General features: G+C 67.2%; 17 protein-coding genes. 11 read left to right on the forward strand and 6 right to left on the reverse strand.

Annotated features, from left to right (window positions below):
- The first annotated feature begins 18 nt into the window (after nt 1–18).
- Both ACW4E8_RS29165 and ACW4E8_RS29170 read left to right on the forward strand, forming a co-directional pair.
- On the forward strand, nt 19–1,008 hold the full coding sequence (locus tag ACW4E8_RS29165; protein ID WP_456807679.1) for a 2-hydroxyacid dehydrogenase: 990 nt from the start codon (nt 19–21) through the stop codon (nt 1,006–1,008).
- Nucleotides 1,009–1,032: 24 nt separating this feature from the next.
- A complete protein-coding gene (locus ACW4E8_RS29170; RefSeq protein WP_456807680.1) occupies nt 1,033–1,848 on the forward strand; it encodes a shikimate dehydrogenase family protein in 816 nt (271 codons plus the stop codon).
- 47 nt (nt 1,849–1,895) lie between these two features.
- On the opposite strand, the gene ACW4E8_RS29175 is transcribed toward ACW4E8_RS29170, so the two are convergent.
- The 3 genes from ACW4E8_RS29175 to ACW4E8_RS29185 are packed head-to-tail and all read right to left on the reverse strand — an operon-like array spanning nt 1,896 to nt 4,722.
- Entirely contained in the window at nt 1,896–2,858 is a 963-nt protein-coding gene (locus ACW4E8_RS29175) for a tripartite tricarboxylate transporter substrate binding protein (protein WP_456807681.1), read from the reverse strand.
- 14 nt (nt 2,859–2,872) lie between these two features.
- Complete coding sequence (locus ACW4E8_RS29180; RefSeq protein ID WP_456807682.1) at nt 2,873–3,502, reverse strand: NAD-dependent dehydratase; 630 nt, start codon at nt 3,500–3,502, stop codon at nt 2,873–2,875.
- 26 nt (nt 3,503–3,528) lie between these two features.
- Nucleotides 3,529–4,722 (reverse strand): acyl-CoA dehydrogenase family protein, encoded by a 1,194-nt coding sequence (locus ACW4E8_RS29185; RefSeq protein ID WP_456807683.1) that lies wholly within the window; start codon nt 4,720–4,722, stop codon nt 3,529–3,531.
- A gap of 228 nt (nt 4,723–4,950) precedes the next feature.
- On the opposite strand from ACW4E8_RS29185, the gene ACW4E8_RS29190 reads away from it, so the two are divergent.
- The 8 genes from ACW4E8_RS29190 to ACW4E8_RS29225 are packed head-to-tail and all read left to right on the forward strand — an operon-like array spanning nt 4,951 to nt 13,986.
- Nucleotides 4,951–6,384 (forward strand): FAD-binding oxidoreductase, encoded by a 1,434-nt coding sequence (locus tag ACW4E8_RS29190; RefSeq protein ID WP_456807684.1) that lies wholly within the window; start codon nt 4,951–4,953, stop codon nt 6,382–6,384.
- A gap of 19 nt (nt 6,385–6,403) precedes the next feature.
- The gene (locus ACW4E8_RS29195; protein ID WP_456807685.1) at nt 6,404–7,489 is read left to right on the forward strand and encodes an ABC transporter substrate-binding protein; all 1,086 of its coding nucleotides are present in this window, start codon (nt 6,404–6,406) and stop codon (nt 7,487–7,489) included.
- A 38-nt stretch (nt 7,490–7,527) separates the two neighbouring features.
- Nucleotides 7,528–8,619 (forward strand): ABC transporter ATP-binding protein, encoded by a 1,092-nt coding sequence (locus ACW4E8_RS29200; protein WP_456807686.1) that lies wholly within the window; start codon nt 7,528–7,530, stop codon nt 8,617–8,619.
- Nucleotides 8,616–10,385, forward strand: a complete 1,770-nt coding sequence (locus tag ACW4E8_RS29205) for an ABC transporter permease subunit (RefSeq protein WP_456807687.1) — start codon at nt 8,616–8,618, stop codon at nt 10,383–10,385. The genes ACW4E8_RS29200 and ACW4E8_RS29205 overlap by 4 nt, the downstream gene beginning before the upstream one ends.
- Nucleotides 10,386–10,396: 11 nt before the next feature.
- Nucleotides 10,397–11,311 (forward strand): 4-hydroxy-tetrahydrodipicolinate synthase, encoded by a 915-nt coding sequence (gene dapA / locus ACW4E8_RS29210; RefSeq protein ID WP_456807688.1) that lies wholly within the window; start codon nt 10,397–10,399, stop codon nt 11,309–11,311.
- 13 nt (nt 11,312–11,324) lie between these two features.
- On the forward strand, nt 11,325–12,482 hold the full coding sequence (locus ACW4E8_RS29215; protein WP_456807689.1) for an alpha-hydroxy acid oxidase: 1,158 nt from the start codon (nt 11,325–11,327) through the stop codon (nt 12,480–12,482).
- A 37-nt stretch (nt 12,483–12,519) separates the two neighbouring features.
- On the forward strand, nt 12,520–13,344 hold the full coding sequence (locus ACW4E8_RS29220; protein WP_456807690.1) for an IclR family transcriptional regulator: 825 nt from the start codon (nt 12,520–12,522) through the stop codon (nt 13,342–13,344).
- Nucleotides 13,345–13,347: 3 nt separating this feature from the next.
- Nucleotides 13,348–13,986 carry a uracil-DNA glycosylase family protein gene (locus tag ACW4E8_RS29225; protein WP_456807691.1) on the forward strand — a complete coding sequence of 213 codons (639 nt, stop codon included), beginning with the start codon at nt 13,348–13,350 and terminating at the stop codon, nt 13,984–13,986.
- A 57-nt stretch (nt 13,987–14,043) separates the two neighbouring features.
- Here the strand turns inward: ACW4E8_RS29225 and ACW4E8_RS29230 are convergent, their stop codons facing one another.
- Genes ACW4E8_RS29230 through ACW4E8_RS29240 form a run of 3 tightly spaced genes read right to left on the reverse strand, consistent with a single transcriptional unit; the run spans nt 14,044 to nt 17,580 of the window.
- Nucleotides 14,044–15,030, reverse strand: coding sequence for a tripartite tricarboxylate transporter substrate-binding protein (locus ACW4E8_RS29230; RefSeq protein ID WP_456807692.1), 987 nt, complete (start codon nt 15,028–15,030; stop codon nt 14,044–14,046).
- A 34-nt stretch (nt 15,031–15,064) separates the two neighbouring features.
- Nucleotides 15,065–16,564: a M81 family metallopeptidase gene (locus ACW4E8_RS29235; protein WP_456807693.1), complete on the reverse strand. Its 1,500-nt coding sequence runs from the start codon at nt 16,562–16,564 to the stop codon at nt 15,065–15,067.
- Nucleotides 16,565–16,590: 26 nt separating this feature from the next.
- Nucleotides 16,591–17,580, reverse strand: coding sequence for a Bug family tripartite tricarboxylate transporter substrate binding protein (locus tag ACW4E8_RS29240; RefSeq protein WP_456807694.1), 990 nt, complete (start codon nt 17,578–17,580; stop codon nt 16,591–16,593).
- A 134-nt stretch (nt 17,581–17,714) separates the two neighbouring features.
- Between ACW4E8_RS29240 and ACW4E8_RS29245 the strand changes: the two genes are divergently transcribed.
- Nucleotides 17,715–18,758 (forward strand): LysR family transcriptional regulator, encoded by a 1,044-nt coding sequence (locus ACW4E8_RS29245; protein ID WP_456807695.1) that lies wholly within the window; start codon nt 17,715–17,717, stop codon nt 18,756–18,758.
- Nucleotides 18,759–18,777: the final 19 nt, after the last annotated feature.

An 18,777-nucleotide genomic window follows, 5' to 3' on the forward strand; every position in this document is an offset into this window, starting at 1 on the left:
CCACAGCAAGGATTACCCATGCGCAAGAATGTTCTGGTGTTCCGCCCGATTCCCGATGACCTGCTCGCCAGGATCGAGTCGGAGCATGACGTGATCGTGGCCGACCCGCGCCAGCCGGCACAACGGCCGGCTTTCCGCGCCGCGCTGGCAAAAGCCCACGGCCTGATCGGCTCCAGCGTGAAGCTGGGCGCGGTGGAACTCGCCGAAGCCGGCCGACTGGAGGTGATCTCGAGTATTTCTGTGGGCGTCGACAACTACGATCTCGCCTACCTGCACCGGCGCGGCATCACTCTGTGCCATACGCCCGGCGTACTCACCGAGACCACCGCCGACACCGTCTTCACGCTCATCATGGCCACGAGCCGCCGCTTGGTCGAGCTCGCGGCCCACGTAAGCGAAGGCCGCTGGACCGCCAATATCGGAGAAGGACTGTTCGGCTGGGACGTGCACGGCAAGACCCTGGCGATCCTGGGCTTCGGACGCATCGGCCAGGCCGTGGCGCGCCGCGCCGCGCTCGGCTTCGGCATGGAGGTGCTCTACGTCAACGAGACCGCCGCGGAGCCGCCCGACCTGGTGGGACGCGCCATCCGGACGGAAATCGACGACGCCTTGCGCCGAGCCGATATCGTCGCCGTCACGCTGCCCCTGACCGAGAGCACGCGCGGCCTGATGGGCCTGCGCGAGTTCGCGCTGATGAAGCCGGGCGCCATCTTCGTCAACGGCGCCCGCGGCCAGATCGTGCAGGAAGACGCGCTGCTAGCGGCGCTCGAGAGCGGCCACCTGCGCGCGGCCGGGCTGGACGTCTTCGCCACCGAGCCGCTGCCGCAGGATTCGCCGCTGCGTAGCCATCCCAAGGTGACCGCCCTGCCCCATATCGGCTCGGCCACGCACGAGACCCGGCGTGCCATGGCCGATCTCGCCACACGCAACCTGCTGGACGCGCTCGCCGGGCGGCAGCCCGCCGCGCGCTTCGACCTGGCGGCCATTGCCGCCCAGGCAGCCGCCTGATTTTCCGCGCAAGGACAACCCGCAATGCCCGGTTCCATTCCCACGCTGTGCGGCTCGATCATGGGCGAGCCCTTCACCTTCAATGTGCGCATCCACAATGCCGCCTACCGGGCGCTCGGGATCGACTACACCTTTGTGTGCTTCGGGGTGCAGGACGTGCCCGGCGCCGTGCAATCGATCCGCGCGCTCGGCGTGCGCGGCATGAATGTCTCGATGCCGCACAAGCAGGCCGTGATCGCGCATCTCGACCATCTCGACGAGACCGCCCGTGCCATCTGCGCGGTCAACACCATCAACAATATCGATGGCGTGCTGACTGGCTACAACACCGATTGCATCGGCGCTGTCCGGGCGTTCCAGGAGGTGACGGATGTGGCCGGCAAGCGCATCGCGCTGCTGGGCGCGGGCGGCGCGGCGCGGGCGATGGCCTATGGCTTGCGCGAGGCCGGCGCGAGCGTGACCGTGTTCAACCGCACCGCGGCGCGCGGCGAGGAACTGGCCGCCTCGCTTGGCCTGCGCTTTGCCGGCGGGCTGACGGACTTCCGCGCGGCGGACTTCGACATGCTCGCCAACGCGACCGCCGCGGGCTTTCGCGCGCCCGATGTCAACCCGGTCGCCGGACAGCTCGCCGCACACCTGATCGTCATGGACGCTGCCTTTATCCCGGTCAGAAGCAAGCTGATCCGGGATGCCGCCGCACTTGGCTGCCGCACCATCGACGGCACGCGCATGATGCTGCACCAGGCGTGCGCCCAGGTCGAGTTCTACACCGGCTGCGCACGCGCGCCGATCGAGGCGATGGAGGCGGCGCTGCTTGAGGAGATTGCCCGCCTGTCTTGAGCCCCCCGCCGCCCTTGGCGCTTCTGGATCGATGCGGACGCGCTGCCTCACTTGCGGAGGTTGGTCTTCGCCACCAGTGCCTTCATCACCGCGTTGTCTGCCGCGATCATCGCCTTGAACGTCGCCGCGTCGGCATAGGCAATGCCCAGGTTCTGCCGGCGCAGCGCTGCCACGAAGACAGGATCCGCCACAGCTTTGCGGCTGGCGGCCGCCAGAGTTTCAAGCACTTCGGGTGGCGTGCCTTTGGGCGCGGCCAGCCCGCGCCATGTGCCGATCGAGAGGTCGATACCACGTTCACGCAGCGTCGGAACGTTCTCGAAACCCCTGACCCGCTGCTCGGCCATCACCGCGAGCGTCTTCACCTTGCCTGCGGCGACATAGGCCGATACCTCGGCGGGACTGACGGCCACCGCGTCGATATGCCCGCCCATCAAGGCCACCAGGGCCGGCGCCGCACCGGAGAACGGCACATGATTGAACCTGACGTGCGCCTTGTCCTCCAGCGCCGTCGCCGCCAGGTGCCAGATCGAGCCCGGACCGGAATTCCCGACCTGCACCTCCCCCGCGTGCGCCTTGGCGAATTCCAGGAACGCCTCGATGGTGTTCCAGCGCGAGTCAGCCTTGACCGTGATGGCAGACGGATCGGCATTCAGGCGTGCGATCGGCACCAGCTGGGCGGCGTCGAGCGTGGTCGGCCCGAGATGCGGGACGATCACGGCTTCGGCGATGATGATGCCGAGCTTGTAGCCATCCGGCTTCGCGCGGGCCACATCCGTCATGCCGATTGCGCCGCTGGCCCCTGGCTTGTTCACCACAGTCAGCGGCTGTGAAAGGTACTTTCGCATGGCTTCGCTGAAGGCCCGCGCAACCGTGTCAGTACCACCGCCCGCGGCGCTCGGGACCACGAGTTCGACAGGATGATCCGGGTAGGGAGCCGCGGGCGCCTGGCCGACGGCAGCAAGTGAGGCCAGCAGGGCGGCCATGTGAAACAGCTTGCGGGGCAATCGCATCCGTGGCTCTCGATTCAGGTCAGGCAGTCCGATGTCACGACGTGGATGCCGGGCGCCGCACCCTTCGCACACGCCACCATGGCCCTGGCGATCTGCTGCGCGGGATTAAGGCGCCAGCGACGAGGCAATACCGGCCCGAGCACTGTCAGCGCGGTCACCATGGCGCGTTCCCCGAAGCGGAACTCCGCGCGCTGCCCGCCGATCAATCCCGGGCGGACGCAGGTCAGCGACGCAAAGCCAAGCCCCGCCAGGTCGCGCTCCAGTTCGCCCTTCACCCGGCTGTAGAAAATGCGTGAGGCCGCGTCCGCGCCGATCGCGGAATTCAGCACGTAGGCTGGCGTGCCATGGTGCCTGGCCAGGCGCGCGACGGCGAGTGGATAGTCATGGTCCACGCGCCGGAATGCCTGCTCGGAGCCGGCAGCCCGCATCGTGGTGCCGAGCGTGCAGATGACGGCATCCGCCTGCCACCATGGCGCATCCTCCGGCAGCCGGTCGAAGTCCACCACCGGCGCCAGCAGCTTCGGGTGCGCGGGCAACGCGCGCCGGCCCGGCGCCACTACGCTACTCACGCCCGGGTCGGCAAGCGCCTGTTCCAGGACGTGGCTTCCGACCAGTCCGGTCGATCCCACCAGCAGCAGCTTCATGTTCAGCCTCTCCGTCAGTGCGGCGCTCAGCCATGATGCGATGCTTCCAGGGTATCGCGCTTGATCTTCTTTGCCAGCGACCACTTGTGGACTTCGGTCGGGCCATCGTAGATGCGAAACGCACGCACTTCACGGAAGACCTGTTCGACGATGGTGTCGCGCGACACGCCCATGCCGCCGAGGATCTGCACGCAGCGGTCAGCCACGCGGAACAACGCATCGGACACGGCCACCTTGGCCATCGAACTCTCAGCGGTACCCAGGGAACCGCCGTCGAGCACCCCGGCGCACCAGTCGATCATCAGTGCGGCCTGCTGCAGGTCGATCAGGTTCTCGGCCAGCATGAAGCCCACGCCCTCGTGGTCGATCAGCAGCTTGCCGAAAGCCTTGCGCGTGGTGGCGTAGGCGCGCGCGATCTCGTCGGCACGTGCCACACCCCCGAACCAGCGCATGCAATGCGACAACCGCGCCGGCGACAAGCGAACCTGCGCATAACGGAAGCCCTCGTCCACCTCGCCCAGCACCTGGTCCTGCGGCACGCGCAGGTCGTCGATCAGGACCTGCGCATGCCCGCCCGGCATGGAACTGTCGATGGTGTCGAGCAGGCGCTCGATGCGGATCGCCGGATGCGGCAGGTCGACCAGGAACATGGTGGCCTGCGCGCGCTCACCATCGCCGGTGCGCGCCATCAGGATGCCGACCCTGGCCCCTTCCGCACCGGTGATGAACTTCTTGCGTCCGCGGATCACCCATTCGTCGCCGTCCCTGACCGCGGTGGTCTGGAGCATCGACGGATCGGAACCGGCCCCGCCTTCTTCCGCTGGCTCGGTCATGAAGGACGCGGAGCGGGCGTCGCCGCTGACCAGCGGTGCAAGGAAGCGTTGCTGCTGTGCGTCCGTGGCGACCTTGCCCAGCAGGAACATATTCCCCTCGTCCGGGGCCATGGTGTTGACCGCGACCGGCCCGAGGGGCGACAAGCCCGAGCGCTTGAGTACGGCCGCGGTTTCGAGCTGGGTCAGGTGAGACCCGTCGGCCAGGATATGTGGCGTCATGACGCCGGCCGCGCGCGCCTTGTCGCGAAGCTCGGCGACCAGCCCGGCCGTCGGGCCATGGGCTTCGCAGCGCACATCGCGCTCATAGGGCACCACGACGTCGCGGACAAAGCGCTCGACGCGATCGGCAATGACACGGCTTCTTTCTGTGGGACAGGCGGTGAACATGGTGAGCCTCATTGTCAGGACAGGATCAGATTGTAGGACGGCACACCGCGGGGCCGCTGTCACGGAAGGCCACTCGCACAAGGAAATTCCCGACAGCTGGCCTTCAGCCCGCTTCCTGTCGCCTGACTGAGTAATCGCATTACGATTACTAGTATGTGGATTTCACCTATACATATGCTTATTACAATCGACTAGTATTGCTTCAATCGAGCACGAGGGCACAAAGCGATGTCACTTGTATTGAAGCTGAAAGACCTGTTGGGACACGATGCGGTTCTCACCGAACCCGCCGACGTTGCCGCCTACATCGAGGACTGGCGCGGCCGCTACACTGGCCCGGCGCTCTGCGTGGTGCTGCCGGCCTCCACCGCGCAAGTCGCCGCGGTGGTGCAGGCCGCGGCCCACGCCAACGTGCCCGTGCTGCCGCAAGGCGGCAATACCAGCTTGTGCGGCGGCGCCGTACCGGCCCCGGACGGCACGCCGCCCATCGTCATCAGCCTGGCACGCATGCGGCGCATCCGCGCGATCGATGCGGCCAACAACTCGATGGAAGTCGAGGCAGGCTGCGTGCTGGCCGCGATCCAGCAGGCGGCCGCGGAACAGGGGCGCCTCTACCCCGTGAGCCTGGGCGCCGAAGGCTCCTGCCAGATTGGCGGCAACATCGCCACCAATGCGGGCGGCACCGGCGTGCTGCGCTACGGCAACACCCGCGACAACGTGCTCGGCCTTGAAGTGGTCCTCCCTGACGGCCAGGTCTGGAACGGCCTGTACCGCTTGCGCAAGAACAACACCGGCCTCGATCTCAAGCACCTGTTTATCGGCTCCGAAGGCACGCTGGGCGTGATTACCGCCGCCACGCTCAAGCTGCACCCGCTGCCCACCGCGCACGCCATGGCGTGGCTGGCGGTGCGCACGCCGCAGGCGGCACTGGAGATGCTGGGACGCTTCCAGCAGCGCTGTGGCGCCACCCTGTCCGCCTTTGAAATGCTCAACGACGTGCAATTGCAGATCGTGCTCGATCACGTGCCCGGCCGCCGTGCGCCCTTGCCTGCCAGCCATCCCTGGCACGTGCTGGTGGAACTTGCCGACACTGGCCGGCGCGAGCTGCTCGACGAGGTGCTGCAGGAAGTGCTGGAGCAAGGCGTGGCCGAAGGCCTGGTCGACGATGCCGTAGTGGCCGCCAGCGGCGCGCAGCGCGAAGCCATGTGGCAGGTGCGGCATAGCGTCTCCGAAGGCAACAAGAAGGCGGGCCTGGGCCTGAACACCGATTGCGCCGTGCCGGTCTCGGCGGTGCCGCAATTCATTGAGCGCGCCACCGCGGCGGCGCATGCGGTCCTGCCCGATTTGCCGATCATCGTCGTGGCCCACCTGGGCGATGGCAACGTTCACTTCATCCCGCTGGTGCCTTTCCCGCAGTGGGAAGCGCTGCCAGGGCGCGATGCCGTGGCCGCCCGCATCAAGCACGCCATCGACCAGGTGGCTTACGAACTGGGCGGCACCTTCAGCGCGGAACATGGCATTGGCCAGGTCCTGACCGAGGAAATGGCGCAGTTCAAGCCGGCGGTCGAGATCGCCATGATGCACGGCATCAAGCGCATGCTCGACCCTCGCGATCTGTTCAACCCCGGCCGGCTGCTGCCGTCCCCACCTTCCCAGCAATAACGGCAATCAAGGAGCTCGCATGAACGACCACAGCCCCATCAACTCTTCTCGCCGGCGTGCCCTCAAGGTCGCCGCTGCCGGCCTTGGGACGCTTGCCGCGCCCGCCGTGCTGCAATATGCGCGCGCGCAGTCCAAGCGCATCGTGGTGCGCGACGACGGCGGCATCTACACCAAGGCCTACAGCGCGGTGTACTACAAGCCGTTCACCGAGAAGACCGGCATCGAGGTCGTGGGCGTGCAGGCCAACGCCGAACCGGTGGCGCAGATCCGCAGCATGGTCGAGACCAGGAACTACACCTGGGACATGGCCAAGATCAGCCAGCCGGCCATCCTGCTGCTGACGCAGGGCGGCAAGGTCTACCTGGAAAAGCACGGCCTGGAGGGCGACGCTACCGTCAAGACCATTCCGGCGCATTTCATGTCGCCCTATGGCGTGGGCACCAACGTCTACAGCACGGTCCTGGCCTATCGCACCGACGCCTTCAAGGGCCGCAAGGCACCGTCGTCGTGGGCCGACTTCTGGAACGTCAAGGACTTCCCCGGCCGCCGCGCCCTGCGCAAGCACCCGTTCGACACGCTGGAAGAGTCGCTGATGGCCGCCGGCACGGCGACCTCTGCGCTCTATCCGCTCAATGTCGACCAGGCCATCGCGAACCTGGAGAAGATCAAGGCAAACGTGGACGTGTGGTGGAACTCCGGCGCCCAGGTAGAGCAGATGCTCAAGTCCGGCGAGGTCGACATGGTGGCCACCTGGGTGTCGCGCGCACAGAGCGCGGCCGCCGCCGGTGCCCAGGTCGGCATCGTCTGGAACCAGAACCTGTGGGGCGTGGACAACTGGTCCATCCTGGCCGGCACGCCGAATGCGCAAGCCTGCCGCGAATTCATCAAATTCGCGTCCGACCCGAAGCGCATGGCCTCGCTGGTGGAGTACTTCCCGGCAGGCGTGACCCAGCCGGATGCCTTCAAGTACATCAAGCCCGACGTCGCGAAGAACTGCCCGACCCACGCCGACAACATCAAGTCGGGCGTGCAGATCAACGCCAAGTACTGGCTCGATAACCAGGCCGCGGTGATGGAAAGGTTCAACGGCTGGATCCTCAAGTGATCTGAACCTCTTCACCAGACACCACAAGCAACGACACCATGCCGAACTTCAAACTCAAGATTTCCGGGCTGACCAAGCGTTATGGCGACTTCGTCGCACTGGCCCCGACCGACCTTGAAGTGGCCGAGGGGGAATTCCTTACCCTCCTGGGCCCTTCGGGCTCGGGCAAGACCACGCTGCTGAGCCTGATCGCCGGCCTGGCCGTGCCGGACGGCGGCCAGCTGCTGATCAATGGCAAGGACGTGACCTATGGCGCCCCCTACGAGCGCGATATCGGCATGGTGTTCCAGAACTACGCGCTGTTCCCGCACATGACGATTGCGGAGAACATCGCCTTCCCGCTGAAGATGCGCCGTGTCGACGCGGCCACGGCCAGGCGCCAGGCACTGGAAGCACTGGAAATGGTCCGCCTGCCCCACGTCGCGGCGCGCTTCCCGAAGGAACTCTCGGGCGGCCAGCAGCAGCGCATCGCGCTGGCCCGCTGCCTGGTCTACAAGCCGTCGATCATCCTGATGGATGAACCGCTGGGCGCCCTGGACAAGAAGCTGCGCGACCACATGCAGCTGGAAATCAAGCGCATCCACCGCGAGCTGGGCACGACCATCGTCTATGTCACGCACGACCAGGAAGAGGCGATGACGATGTCTGACCGCATCTGCCTGATGAACGGCGGCAAGATCGAGCAGCTTGGCACGCCGTCGGACCTGTACTTCCGCCCGCGCACGCTGTTCGTGGCCGACTTCCTGGGCGAATCGAACCTGTTCGAGGGCACGGTCACGGAAGTGCGCGGCGACCACGTGGAGGTGGCCCTGGCACAGGGCGGCGCCGTCGCCCACGCGGTCACCAATGCGCCGGTGGCAGCCGGGGGCAAGGTGCGGGTCATGGTGCGGCCGCAGAACATCGCCATGGCCAACGGCGTCACCGCTGCCAATGCGGTCAGCGGCAAGGTGCTGGACAGCATGATCACCGGCAGCCTGACCAAGCTGTACGTGGAATCCGACGCCGCCGGCCAGACCCCGGTGGTGCTGTCTTACCCCACCTCGATGGGCGCTTCCCGGCATGCGGTCGGGCAGCAAGTCACGCTCACCTGGCAGCGCAGCGACGCTGTCGCCGTCCCGGATTCCCTATGACCGCCGTCGCCCTGCAACGCCGACCCCGACCCTGGCTGCGGCCCGCCTTGCTGGCCGCGCCGCTGGTGCTCCTGTTCGTGGTGCTGCTGGCCTACCCGGTCGGCCAGCTGCTGCTGCTGAGCGTCTACAGCGACGGTGCCTTCACGCTGGCCAAGTATCGCCAGCTGTTTGCGTCGTCGGTGTACGTCGACGTGATGCTGATCACGCTGAAGATCTCGCTCTGGACCACGCTGCTCTCCGTGGTTGCCGGCTATCCGGTGGCCTACCTGATCTCCTCGCTGTCAAAGGACAAGAAGGCAAAGTGGCTGTTCTGGGTGCTGCTGTCGTTCTGGACCAGCTTCCTGGTACGCGCCTTTGCCTGGATCGTGATGCTGGGCCGAAATGGCGTGGTCAACCAGCTGCTGACCGCCGCGGGCCTCCAGGACGCGCCTTCCAGCCTGCTGTACAGCCTCGGGGCCGTGCTGGTGGCGATGGTGCACGCGCTGATGCCGCTGGCGGTGCTGACCATGCTGTCGGTGATGGAGAACATCGACCGCAACCTCCCGCGCGCGGCACTTACGCTTGGGGCACGGCCTGGCACGGCGTTCTGGCGCGTCTACTTCCCGCTCTCGATGCCGGGCGTGGCGGCTGGCGCCATCATGGTGTTCGTCACCGCCGTCGGCTTCTTTATCGTGCCCGCGCTGCTGGGCGGACGCAAAGAGATCATGGTCGCCCAGCTGATCATCGACCAGGTGCAGCAGACCATGAACTGGGGCTTCGCCGGCTCGATCTCGGTGTTGCTGCTGCTGGTCGTGCTGGCGGTGTTCGCCCTGTATGACAAGGTGCTCGGGCTCTCGTCGATGGCTGGCGGATCGGAGCAACGCACCCGCTCCGCTGCCGCGCACGATGGCGTGCTGCATCGGCTCGGCGACAGCGTGCTTGGCGCACTGGGAGCGGTCAGCGACAAGCTGCTGGCCCTGGTGCCGCGCGGCCGGCGCGAGCCGCAGCCGGGCGACTCGCTGCCGCTGCGCACGATCGTGCTGCTGGTGCTGCTGTTCCTGAGCGTGCCCGCGCTGCTGATGATCCCGCTGTCGTTCGCCGACAAGTCGGGCCTGAACTGGCCGCCGCGCGGCTTCACGCTGCAGCACTACCAGGACATGCTCGCGTCGCCGCTGTGGATGCAGGCCGGGCTGCGCTCGCTGCTGGTTGGCCTTGGCGCCGCGGTGCTGGCGCTGCTGGTCGGCACGCCGGTGGCCTTCCTGCTGGCGCGCTCGCAGATGCGGGGCAAGTCGCTGCTGCTGGCGTTCGTGCTGTCGCCGATCATCATCCCGCGCATGATCATCGCGGTGGGGATGTTCTACTTCTTCGCCAAGGTCGGGCTGGTCGGCACCTCGCTGGGCCTGATGATCGGCCACACGGTCATTGCCGTGCCCTACGTCGTCATGACGATGATGGCGGTGCTGCGCAACTACGACACGCGGCTCGACCTGGCGGCGCAAAGCCTGGGCGCCAGGCCCTGGCAGACGCTGCGCTACGTGACGCTGCCGATCCTCGCCGCGGGCCTGTTCTCGTCCTTCCTGTTCGCCTTCGCCACCTCGTTCGATGAGCTGACGATCGCCCTGTTTGCCTCTGGCGGACTGAGCGCCACCCTGCCCAAGCAGTTCTGGGACGAGGTGACGCTGCAGCTTTCACCGGTGATTGCCGCGGTGTCTACCTGCCTGTTCGTCTTCGTTACCCTCCTGATCACCTGCGCGGAGCGCTTGCGCCGCAAGAGCGCCGGACGCTGAGACCCCTATCCATGAACAACAAGCTTACCGCCGCCGGCCTGCGCGGCATCTTCCCCGCCATCCCGACCCCCGTGACGGCCGACGACAGGATCGACCAGGACGCCACGCGCAAGCTGATGGCCTACCTGCTGGGCAATGGCGTTTCCGGCGTGGTGCCGCTGGGCGGCACCGGCGAATACGGTGCCCTGGCGCGCGAAGAGCGCGTCCGCATGGCGGCCCTTTGCGTCGAAGCAGCGGCTGGCCAGGTTCCCGTCATTCCCGGCGTGCTCGACCCGGGGTTCCACGATGCGCTGGATGCGGGCAAGGCCTTTGCCGGCGTCGGCGCCTCGGCCCTGATGGTGCTGACGCCCTATTACACCTCGCCGACCCAGCAAGGCATCCGCGACTATTTCCTGCGCTATGCCGACGCCTCGCCGGTGCCGGTCATGATCTACGAGATCCCCTACCGCACGCGGATCGCGATCGCGCCCGAGGTGCTGCACGAGCTGTCGCGCCACGAGAACATCATCGGCATGAAAGCCTGCAACACCGACATGTACCACTTCCTCAAGGTGGTGGCGGGTGTCGACGACAGCTTCAGCGTGTTCAGCGGCGAGGACAGCCTGTTCCCACTGCACATGGCGGCGGGTGCCAGGGGTGGCGTGGTCGTGACCGCCTCCGTGCTGCCGCGCACCTGGCGTGCCATCTATGAACTCGGCGTGGCCGGCAAGACCGCGGCAGCGGTGCGCCTGCACCGCGAGCTGATTCCGTTGCTGGACCTGGCCTTCTCCGAAACCAATCCGGGGCCGCTGAAATCCGTGCTCGACCTGGTGGGCGTGACCGCGCCGAAGGTGCTGGCACCGCTGGTAGCGCCGGCACCCGGGCTGCAGGCACAGCTGCGTGCCGAACTGACGCAGCGGCTGCAAGCCGAGGCGGCCCTCGCCTGAGGCGCCGACGACCATGCTGCCGGCCATCAAGGACTATCGGGAACTGGCGCGGCGCCGGCTGTCGCGCTTCGCCTTCGACTATCTGGAGGGAGGCGCGGAGGACGGGCGCACGCTGGCACGCAACCTGGCCGCATACCAGGCACTGCTGTTCCGGCCGCGCGTGCTGCGCGACGTCACGGAGATCGATCCCGGCATGGAGATCTTCGGCCGCAAGTACAGCCTGCCGTTGCTGGTAGGCCCCACGGGGCTGAACGGACTGTACTGGCCGAAGGCCGAAGAGGCGCTGGCACGGGCCGCACACGCAGCGGGCCTGCCCTTCGTGATGTCGACGGCATCGACCTCGCTGATCGAAGACGTGCGCGCCGCCACCGACGGCGACTTGTGGCTGCAGCTCTACGTGCAGCGCGACCGCTCCATCGCCGAGAACATGATGGCGCGCGCACGCGCCGCCGGCTTCAGCACCCTGATGCTGACCGTCGACACCATGGTGCACGGCAAGCGCGACCATGACATCCGCAACGGCTTTCGCATGCCGGTGCCGTGGACGCCCCGGCTGCTGGCCGACCTGGCGGCCCATCCGCGCTGGTGCCTGCGCATGCTGCGCCAGGGCGGCTCGCCGCAGCTGGTCAACCTGGCCCGCAGCAGCGGGCTGGCCAACGACCTGAAGACGCAGGCGGCAGGGTTGAGCCGGCAGATGGACATGTCGCTGTGCTGGGACGACATCGCCTGGCTGCGCCGGCACTGGCACGGGCCCGTCATCATCAAGGGTATCCTTACGCCGGCCGACGCAGAAATCGCCGCCCGCCAGGGCCTGGATGGCATCGTGGTCAGCAACCACGGTGGCCGCCAGCTGGAAGGCGCGCCCAGCGCGGTCGAGATGCTGCCCGCCATCGTCGCGGCGGCGGGCAAGATGCAAGTATTCGTCGATGGCGGCGTGCGGCGCGGCGCCGACATCGCCAAGGCGCTGGCAATGGGCGCCCGCGGCGTGCTGGTAGGGCGCGCACCGCTGTACGGGCTGGCGGCGCGCGGTCCCCGCGGCGTGGCGGAAGTCCTGGCCATCCTGCGTGGAGAATTCGAGACCACGCTGCGGCTGCTCGGCATTCCGCAGGCAGCACATCTGGACATTGCCGCGCTCTCGGACGACCATGCCGCGCGGCTGGCCGCACTGTAAATGGTGAAGACAATGGCAAGGACGAGCAGGAGGTTGTGTGGATTCAGGTAATGAAGGCAACGGGCTGCGCACAAGGCGCGAGCGTTCGTCCCTGTTCGTCGGTTCGGTGGAAAAGGCCTTCCAGGTGCTGGAGGCCTTCCACGGCCCGGACCGCCGCCTGATGTCGATGGCGGAGATCGCCCGGGCGGCCGATCTCGACCGCAGCGCAACGCAGCGGCTGGTGCACACCCTGGAACAGCTGGGCTACATCCGGCGCCTGACTGATTCAGCGATGTATGGGCTTGCGTCCAAGGCACTGGGCCTGTCGTACAACTACCTGCGCTCCAACGACCTGGTCGAGCGCGCATCGCCCTACCTGCTCGATATCAGCCGCACGCTGGGAGAAACCGCCAACCTGCAGGAACTCGACGGGCACGAGATCGTGTTCCTGGCCCGCTTCCCCGGGCAGCACCTGATCAACGTCGATTTCGGGGTCGGGTACCGGCTCCCGGCCGTGTACACCGCGTCCGGGATTGCGATCCTGTCGAAGCTGCCCGAAGCGCAGCGCCGGGAGGTGGTGCAGGCGACCGCACTGACCCCCATCACGCCGTTCACTGAAACCGACCCCGACAAGCTGATGACGGCGATCCGCGAGGCCGGTGAACGCGGCTATGCCGTGGCCATGAACCAGACCGTGGTCGGCGACATCTCCGTCGCAGCCGCAATCACCGACCACCGCGGCCTGCCGGTGGGGGCCATCAACATCTCCGTCCCGTCCACGCGCTGGACGCTGGAAACCGCCCAGGCCAAGCTGGCCCCGCATGTGCAAGTGGCGGCCATGTCGATCTCGCAGGCGAAGCGGATGAGTTTTCAGACGGCATGAGCGATGCCAGAAGCCAAGCCAGCGCCTGAGGGAAGCCAACGCTCCTCGCTCGAGGCACTGCTGACTGAAGTGCGCGGCTGCCGCGCCTGCGCAGGGCATCTGCCGCTCGGCCCGCGCCCGATCGTGCGCGTCGGGGCCGACGCACGCATCCTGATCGTCGGCCAGGCGCCGGGGATACGCGTGCATGAAACCGGCATTCCCTGGAACGACGCAAGCGGCGACCGTCTGCGGCAGTGGCTTGGGGTCGATGCCGCCACCTTCCTCGACGAGTCGCAGTTCGCGATCATCCCGATGGGGTTCTGCTATCCCGGACGCGGCAAGAGCGGCGACAACCCGCCGCGCCGCGAATGCGCGCCACTGTGGCTCGACCGGCTGCTGGCGGAACTGCCGTCGATCGAGCTGACTTTGCTGGTCGGCCAGTACGCGCAGCGCCATTTCCTCGGGGCACGCCGCAAGCCGACGCTGACCGAGACCGTCAGGGCATGGAAGGACTACGCGCCCGACTTCGTGCCGTTGCCGCATCCGTCACCGCGCAACCAGCCGTGGTTCAAGCAGCATCCCTGGTTTGAGGGCGAGGTGCTGCCGATCTTGCGCGAGCGGGTCGGGCTGATCTTGCGGCATGGGCCGGGACGAAACGGCTAGGCGCGTCCGGGACCACTGCCGCGCCCGGCCCGAGGGAGTGCGCCCCCCCGGCCGGCATCAATCGCTGGCGGTGAAGCCGGAGGCCTCGACCACCGGCTTCCATTGCGCGCGCTGCACCTGAATGAGATTGCGCAGGGCTTCGCCCGACTTGCCATTCATTTCCATGCCGAGTGCCGACATCTTCTCGCGCACCGCCGGATCCTTCACCGCGTCCAGCAGGGCTTTCTCGATCCTTGCCACGGTAGCCGGCTGGGTACCCGCCGGCACGAAGGCGGCGTACCAGCCAGACGCCGCCTCGAAGCCAGGCGCGCCTGCCTCGGCCAGCGTTGGCACATCGGGCAGCAAGGCCGAGCGGCGGGTTCCGGTGACACCGAGGAAGCGGATCTTGCCTGCCCGGTACAGCTCCATCTGTCCCGCCACGGCATCGATGCCCAGCGGCAGCGTCCCGCCGATCTCATCGGTCAGCATCATCACCGCGCCCCGATAGGCCGTCGGCAGCAGCGGGACACCGATCGCCTTGCTGAGCGACAGCACCCCGAAATGAATGCTGCCGCCGAGTGTGACCAGCCCCACCCCGCCCTTGCCGGGCTGACGCTTCACCCACGCCAGGTATTCCTGCATGGTCCGGTATGGCTGGTTGACGCCGGCCGAAGCCACCAGCGGCACGTCGGCCAGGTAGGCAACCGGAACCAGGTCTTTGTCGGGATCGTAGGGCAGGCGCTTGTAGGTCAGCGGAAAGATGGTGATCGGCGCCACAGGCGAGATCAGCACGGTCTTGCCATCCGGCGGCGCGCGCATGACGTTCTCCAGCGCCAGCCGCGCCGAAGCGCCTGGCCGGTTCTCGACCAGGACCGGCGCGTCCAGCGAGACACGCAACTTCTCGGCCAGCGTGCGCGCGAGAATGTCCAGCCCACCACCGGCCGCGAAGCCGATGACAATGCGCGTGGGCACGTCGCCGCTGGCGGCGGCAGCGGGGATGGCACCGGCGCCAAGGGCCAATGCCAGCGCGGCGGCCAGCCGTCGCAAGGTGGTTCGATACGGCATGAGGGTCTCTCTGGTTGACGGCATAGGGATGCGCTCAGGCAGGCTGGCGCGTGGTGTGCGCCTCCAGCGGGTAGATCGGGCGGCGCAGATTGCGGAAGGGAAACTGGCTGTAGTCCGAACTGCAGACCCCCGGACCAGCGACCAGCACGATCTCCTTTGCAATCGGCTCGAACCCGGCGCGGAAGTGCTGGCGCGACTTGATCAGGATGAACCTGCGGCGCGACAGGTCGATGCCCGCGTGCGTGAAGACGCCGGTATCGAAGGGTTCCTGCGGCTTCTCGCAAACGACCACAAGCGTGCCGCCGACATCCAGCACCACGGTACGGCCCAGGCTCAGCTTCATGCCGGTGAACATCGGGCCAGTGACCTGGTAGTTGCCGTCGGTAATGCACTGCACCCGGCCGCTCAGCCGGAGCGGGCGGCCCTTCAGGTCCAGCGCCGGCATGTCGATCTTGCCTCCCACATCCAGCGTGACGGACTGCCCGACGCCGGCGGTAATCAACTCCGCCACGGCACCCGGATCCCAGAACGGCCCGGCGACCACGCCTTGGAGCCCCTGGCGCAGGACTTCGCCCAGCACCGTCATTCCATCCGTCGGCCCGCCCGCGCCACAGTTGTCGCCATGGTCCACCAGCACGACCGGGCCCTGCGTGAGCGTCTTGGCGCGCGCGATGGATTCCGCCATCGGCTCGATCGGGAAAACGAAATCAGCCCGGCGTTCCCACGCCATGCCGCAGAGTTCGTCGAGCAGCTGCCGCCCTGCTTCGATCCTGGCGGCATCAGCCACGATCACCACTGCCAGGCCGGTATGCGGGATATCGGCAAGCGGAAAGCCACCGAACACCGAGGCGTTGAGCACCTCGCCATCGCGCTCGGCCGCCATCGCACGCTCCATGATGTCCTTCATGGGTTGCGCGCGCGGGGTCTGGCGCAGCATGTGGGTGAGCATCGGCAGCGTGCGCCACAGCAGGACCGGGCGGGCCTCGCCTCGCAGCGCCGCCATCAGGGTACGGGCGGCGCGTGCGCCGGTCTCGTACACGTCCACGTGGGGATAGGTGCAGTAGCCGGCGATCACGGTCGCGTTTTCAACCAGCGCAGCGCTGAAGTTGGCGTGGAAATCCAGCGATACCGCGATCGGCACCTCGGGCGCGGCGGCACGGATGCGTGCCAGCAGTTCGCCTTCGGCATCCGGATAGCCCTCGGCCACCATGGCGCCGTGCAGGTCCAGCATCACGGCATCGCAGCCTGCACGTACTGCCTCGACAATGCTGGCCGCCATCGACTCGAATGCTTGCGCTGTCACCATGCCACTGGGCACCGCATTCGCCATCAAGGGCATCACGAACTCGTCGCCCTGGCGGCGTACCAGATCGATGAACGCGGCCGCGGCGCTGTTGGTGCCCTGGCAGGCACGCACCGCGTCGTCGCCGTAAAGCGGGCCAGCGGTGCTGCCGCGGTTGAACGCGCTCAATGGCGTGACAATCGGCGAAAAGGTATTGGTTTCATGCCGCATCAGGGCAATGACAAAGCGCATGGACTGGCTCCGACAGCGTGAAAGGTTCAGTTGGATTCGAGATCGACCGCGCGCGCGATGGCGCCGTAGCGGATCGTTTCCGCTTGCAGGAAGCGGCGGGCCTGCTCGGGGGTGGAAAGGACCGGCTCATAGGCAAGCGTCTGCAGGCGTGCGGCAAAGTCCGCTTCCTGCACGCTGGCCTTCACTTCCCTGTAGAGCCGATCGATGACCGGAGCCGGCGTACCCGCCTTGACCACCAGCGCAAGGTTGCCGCGTACCTGCAGCGCGTCCGTGCCGCCCGCCTTCTGCGTTTGGAGGGCGGGAAACTGCGTGATGGGCTCCGCCTGCAGCGTGGCCAGAGGCTTGGCCTTGCCATCCTGGACGTAGTTGACCGAAGAGCCGATCACATCGACATGCGCATAGGTCTGGCCGCCGATCAGGTCCGCCATGGCCGGCGGCGAGCCGCGGTATGGAACGATGGTGAAATCCAGGCCATTGCGGCGCTTCCAGTCGGCCAGGCGAAGGTGCGCGGCCCCCGCGACGACGTTGATGCTGATCGACACCTTGCCGGGATTGCGCTGGATATGCGTCTTCAGCTCACCCAGCGTCATCTCCTTGCGGTCGGCCCGCGTGATGATCCAGTGCGGCACGGTGCTGACGATGGTCACCGGCGTCAGGTCGGACTCGGGGCGATAGCGCAGGCCCTTGATCGTGAACGGATTGATATTGAGCGTGCCGTCGCTGGCCAGCAGCAGCGTATTGCCATCGGCCTTCTCCTTGAGCACCGACGACACGCCCGGCACGGTCGCGCCGCCGGCGATGTTCTCCACCACCACCGGCTGCCCCAGCCGCTGTTCCAGCTTGCGCGCGAGCGTCCGGCCGATGATGTCGTAGGAACCGCCGGCCGGGAACGGCACGACCAGGCGCAGCGGCCGGTCGGGCCACGCGGCCGCGGCACTTGCGCAAGTGGCCGCAAGCAAGGCTGCGCCGGCAAGCATGCCGCGCATGATCGAGCGCAAATGGCTCACTGCTTTCATAGGTCTCCTCCTGAGGTCTGACGCCTCGTGATGGCTTGGAATGAATCAGGTGATGCGCCGACTATATGGGATCCGTTCCGATACCAAAAGCGAATAAAAATCGCTGTTTGTTGAGCAAATGGTTAACTTGTAGAATGAGCCACCCACCCCCGCCGATCATCGCCTGCCCCATGCCCGCCGAAGCCTTCGCCCACACCCTGCTTGGCCGCCTCAAGCTGCGCCACCTGCGCATCATGCTGGCGCTGAGCGAGATGCCAACCGCCGCCGCCGTCGCCACGCGCTTTCATGTCAGCCCCGCCGCGGTGTCCAAGACACTGGCCGAGATCGAAGACATCGTGGGCATGCCGCTGTTCGAGCGCAGCCGCCGCGGCCTGCACCTGACCGAGCCCGGACGGGAGATGGCGGCCCATGCGGCGGTCTTGCTGGCGCAGCTCGAACGGCTCGCCGAATCGCTGCAGGCGGTGCGTGCCGGCAGCCAGGGTGCGTTGCGCATCGCGTTCCGGACGATGTCGGTGCAGCCCTTCCTGGCGCGGGCGATGAGCGACTTCTACCGTGACCATCCGCGGGTGGAGATCAGCGTGATCGAAGGCGGCATCGGCGAACTGGCGGATCAGCTAGTGGATGGCTCGCTGGACCTGCTGTTCGCCTATGACGATCCGCGCCTGTCGCTACCCGCGCTGCGCACGGCGCCGGTGGTCGCGGCGCAGAAGGTGGTGATCGTCGCCAGCCCGGACCATCCGCTGCTCACGCGCCGCAAGCTGGCGGCGCGGGAACTGTCCGGGCAACAATGGTGCATTCCGGTGGCCGGCTCGCGCATGCTTCACTTGCTGCATGCGGCGTTTCATACCTTGGGCGCGCCAGCGCCCACGCTGGGCATCCGCACCAGCGATGTGGCCGCCACGGCCAGCCTGTTGCAGGCGGGTCATTTCCTGGCGGTGTTCCCCGAGCGCATCGCCGCGCAGCTCACCCTGGCCAAGGTGGCAAGAGTGCTTCGCTTCGAACTCGGCAGCCGCGTGGAGCCGGTGGTCGCGGTCTGGAACGACGAACTCACGCCACGCACGCCGGCGCGCCTGTTTCGCGAGCTCGTCATGCGCCGGGCCGGCGAGACTGTCATGGCCGAGCCAGTGCCGTTGCTGGCCGCACGCGCGGTGGCGGCGGCTGGCGTTCGCAAGCGCTGAGCGGGAAGCCTTGCGGCCC

The organism is Cupriavidus sp. CP313 (assembly GCF_054072015.1).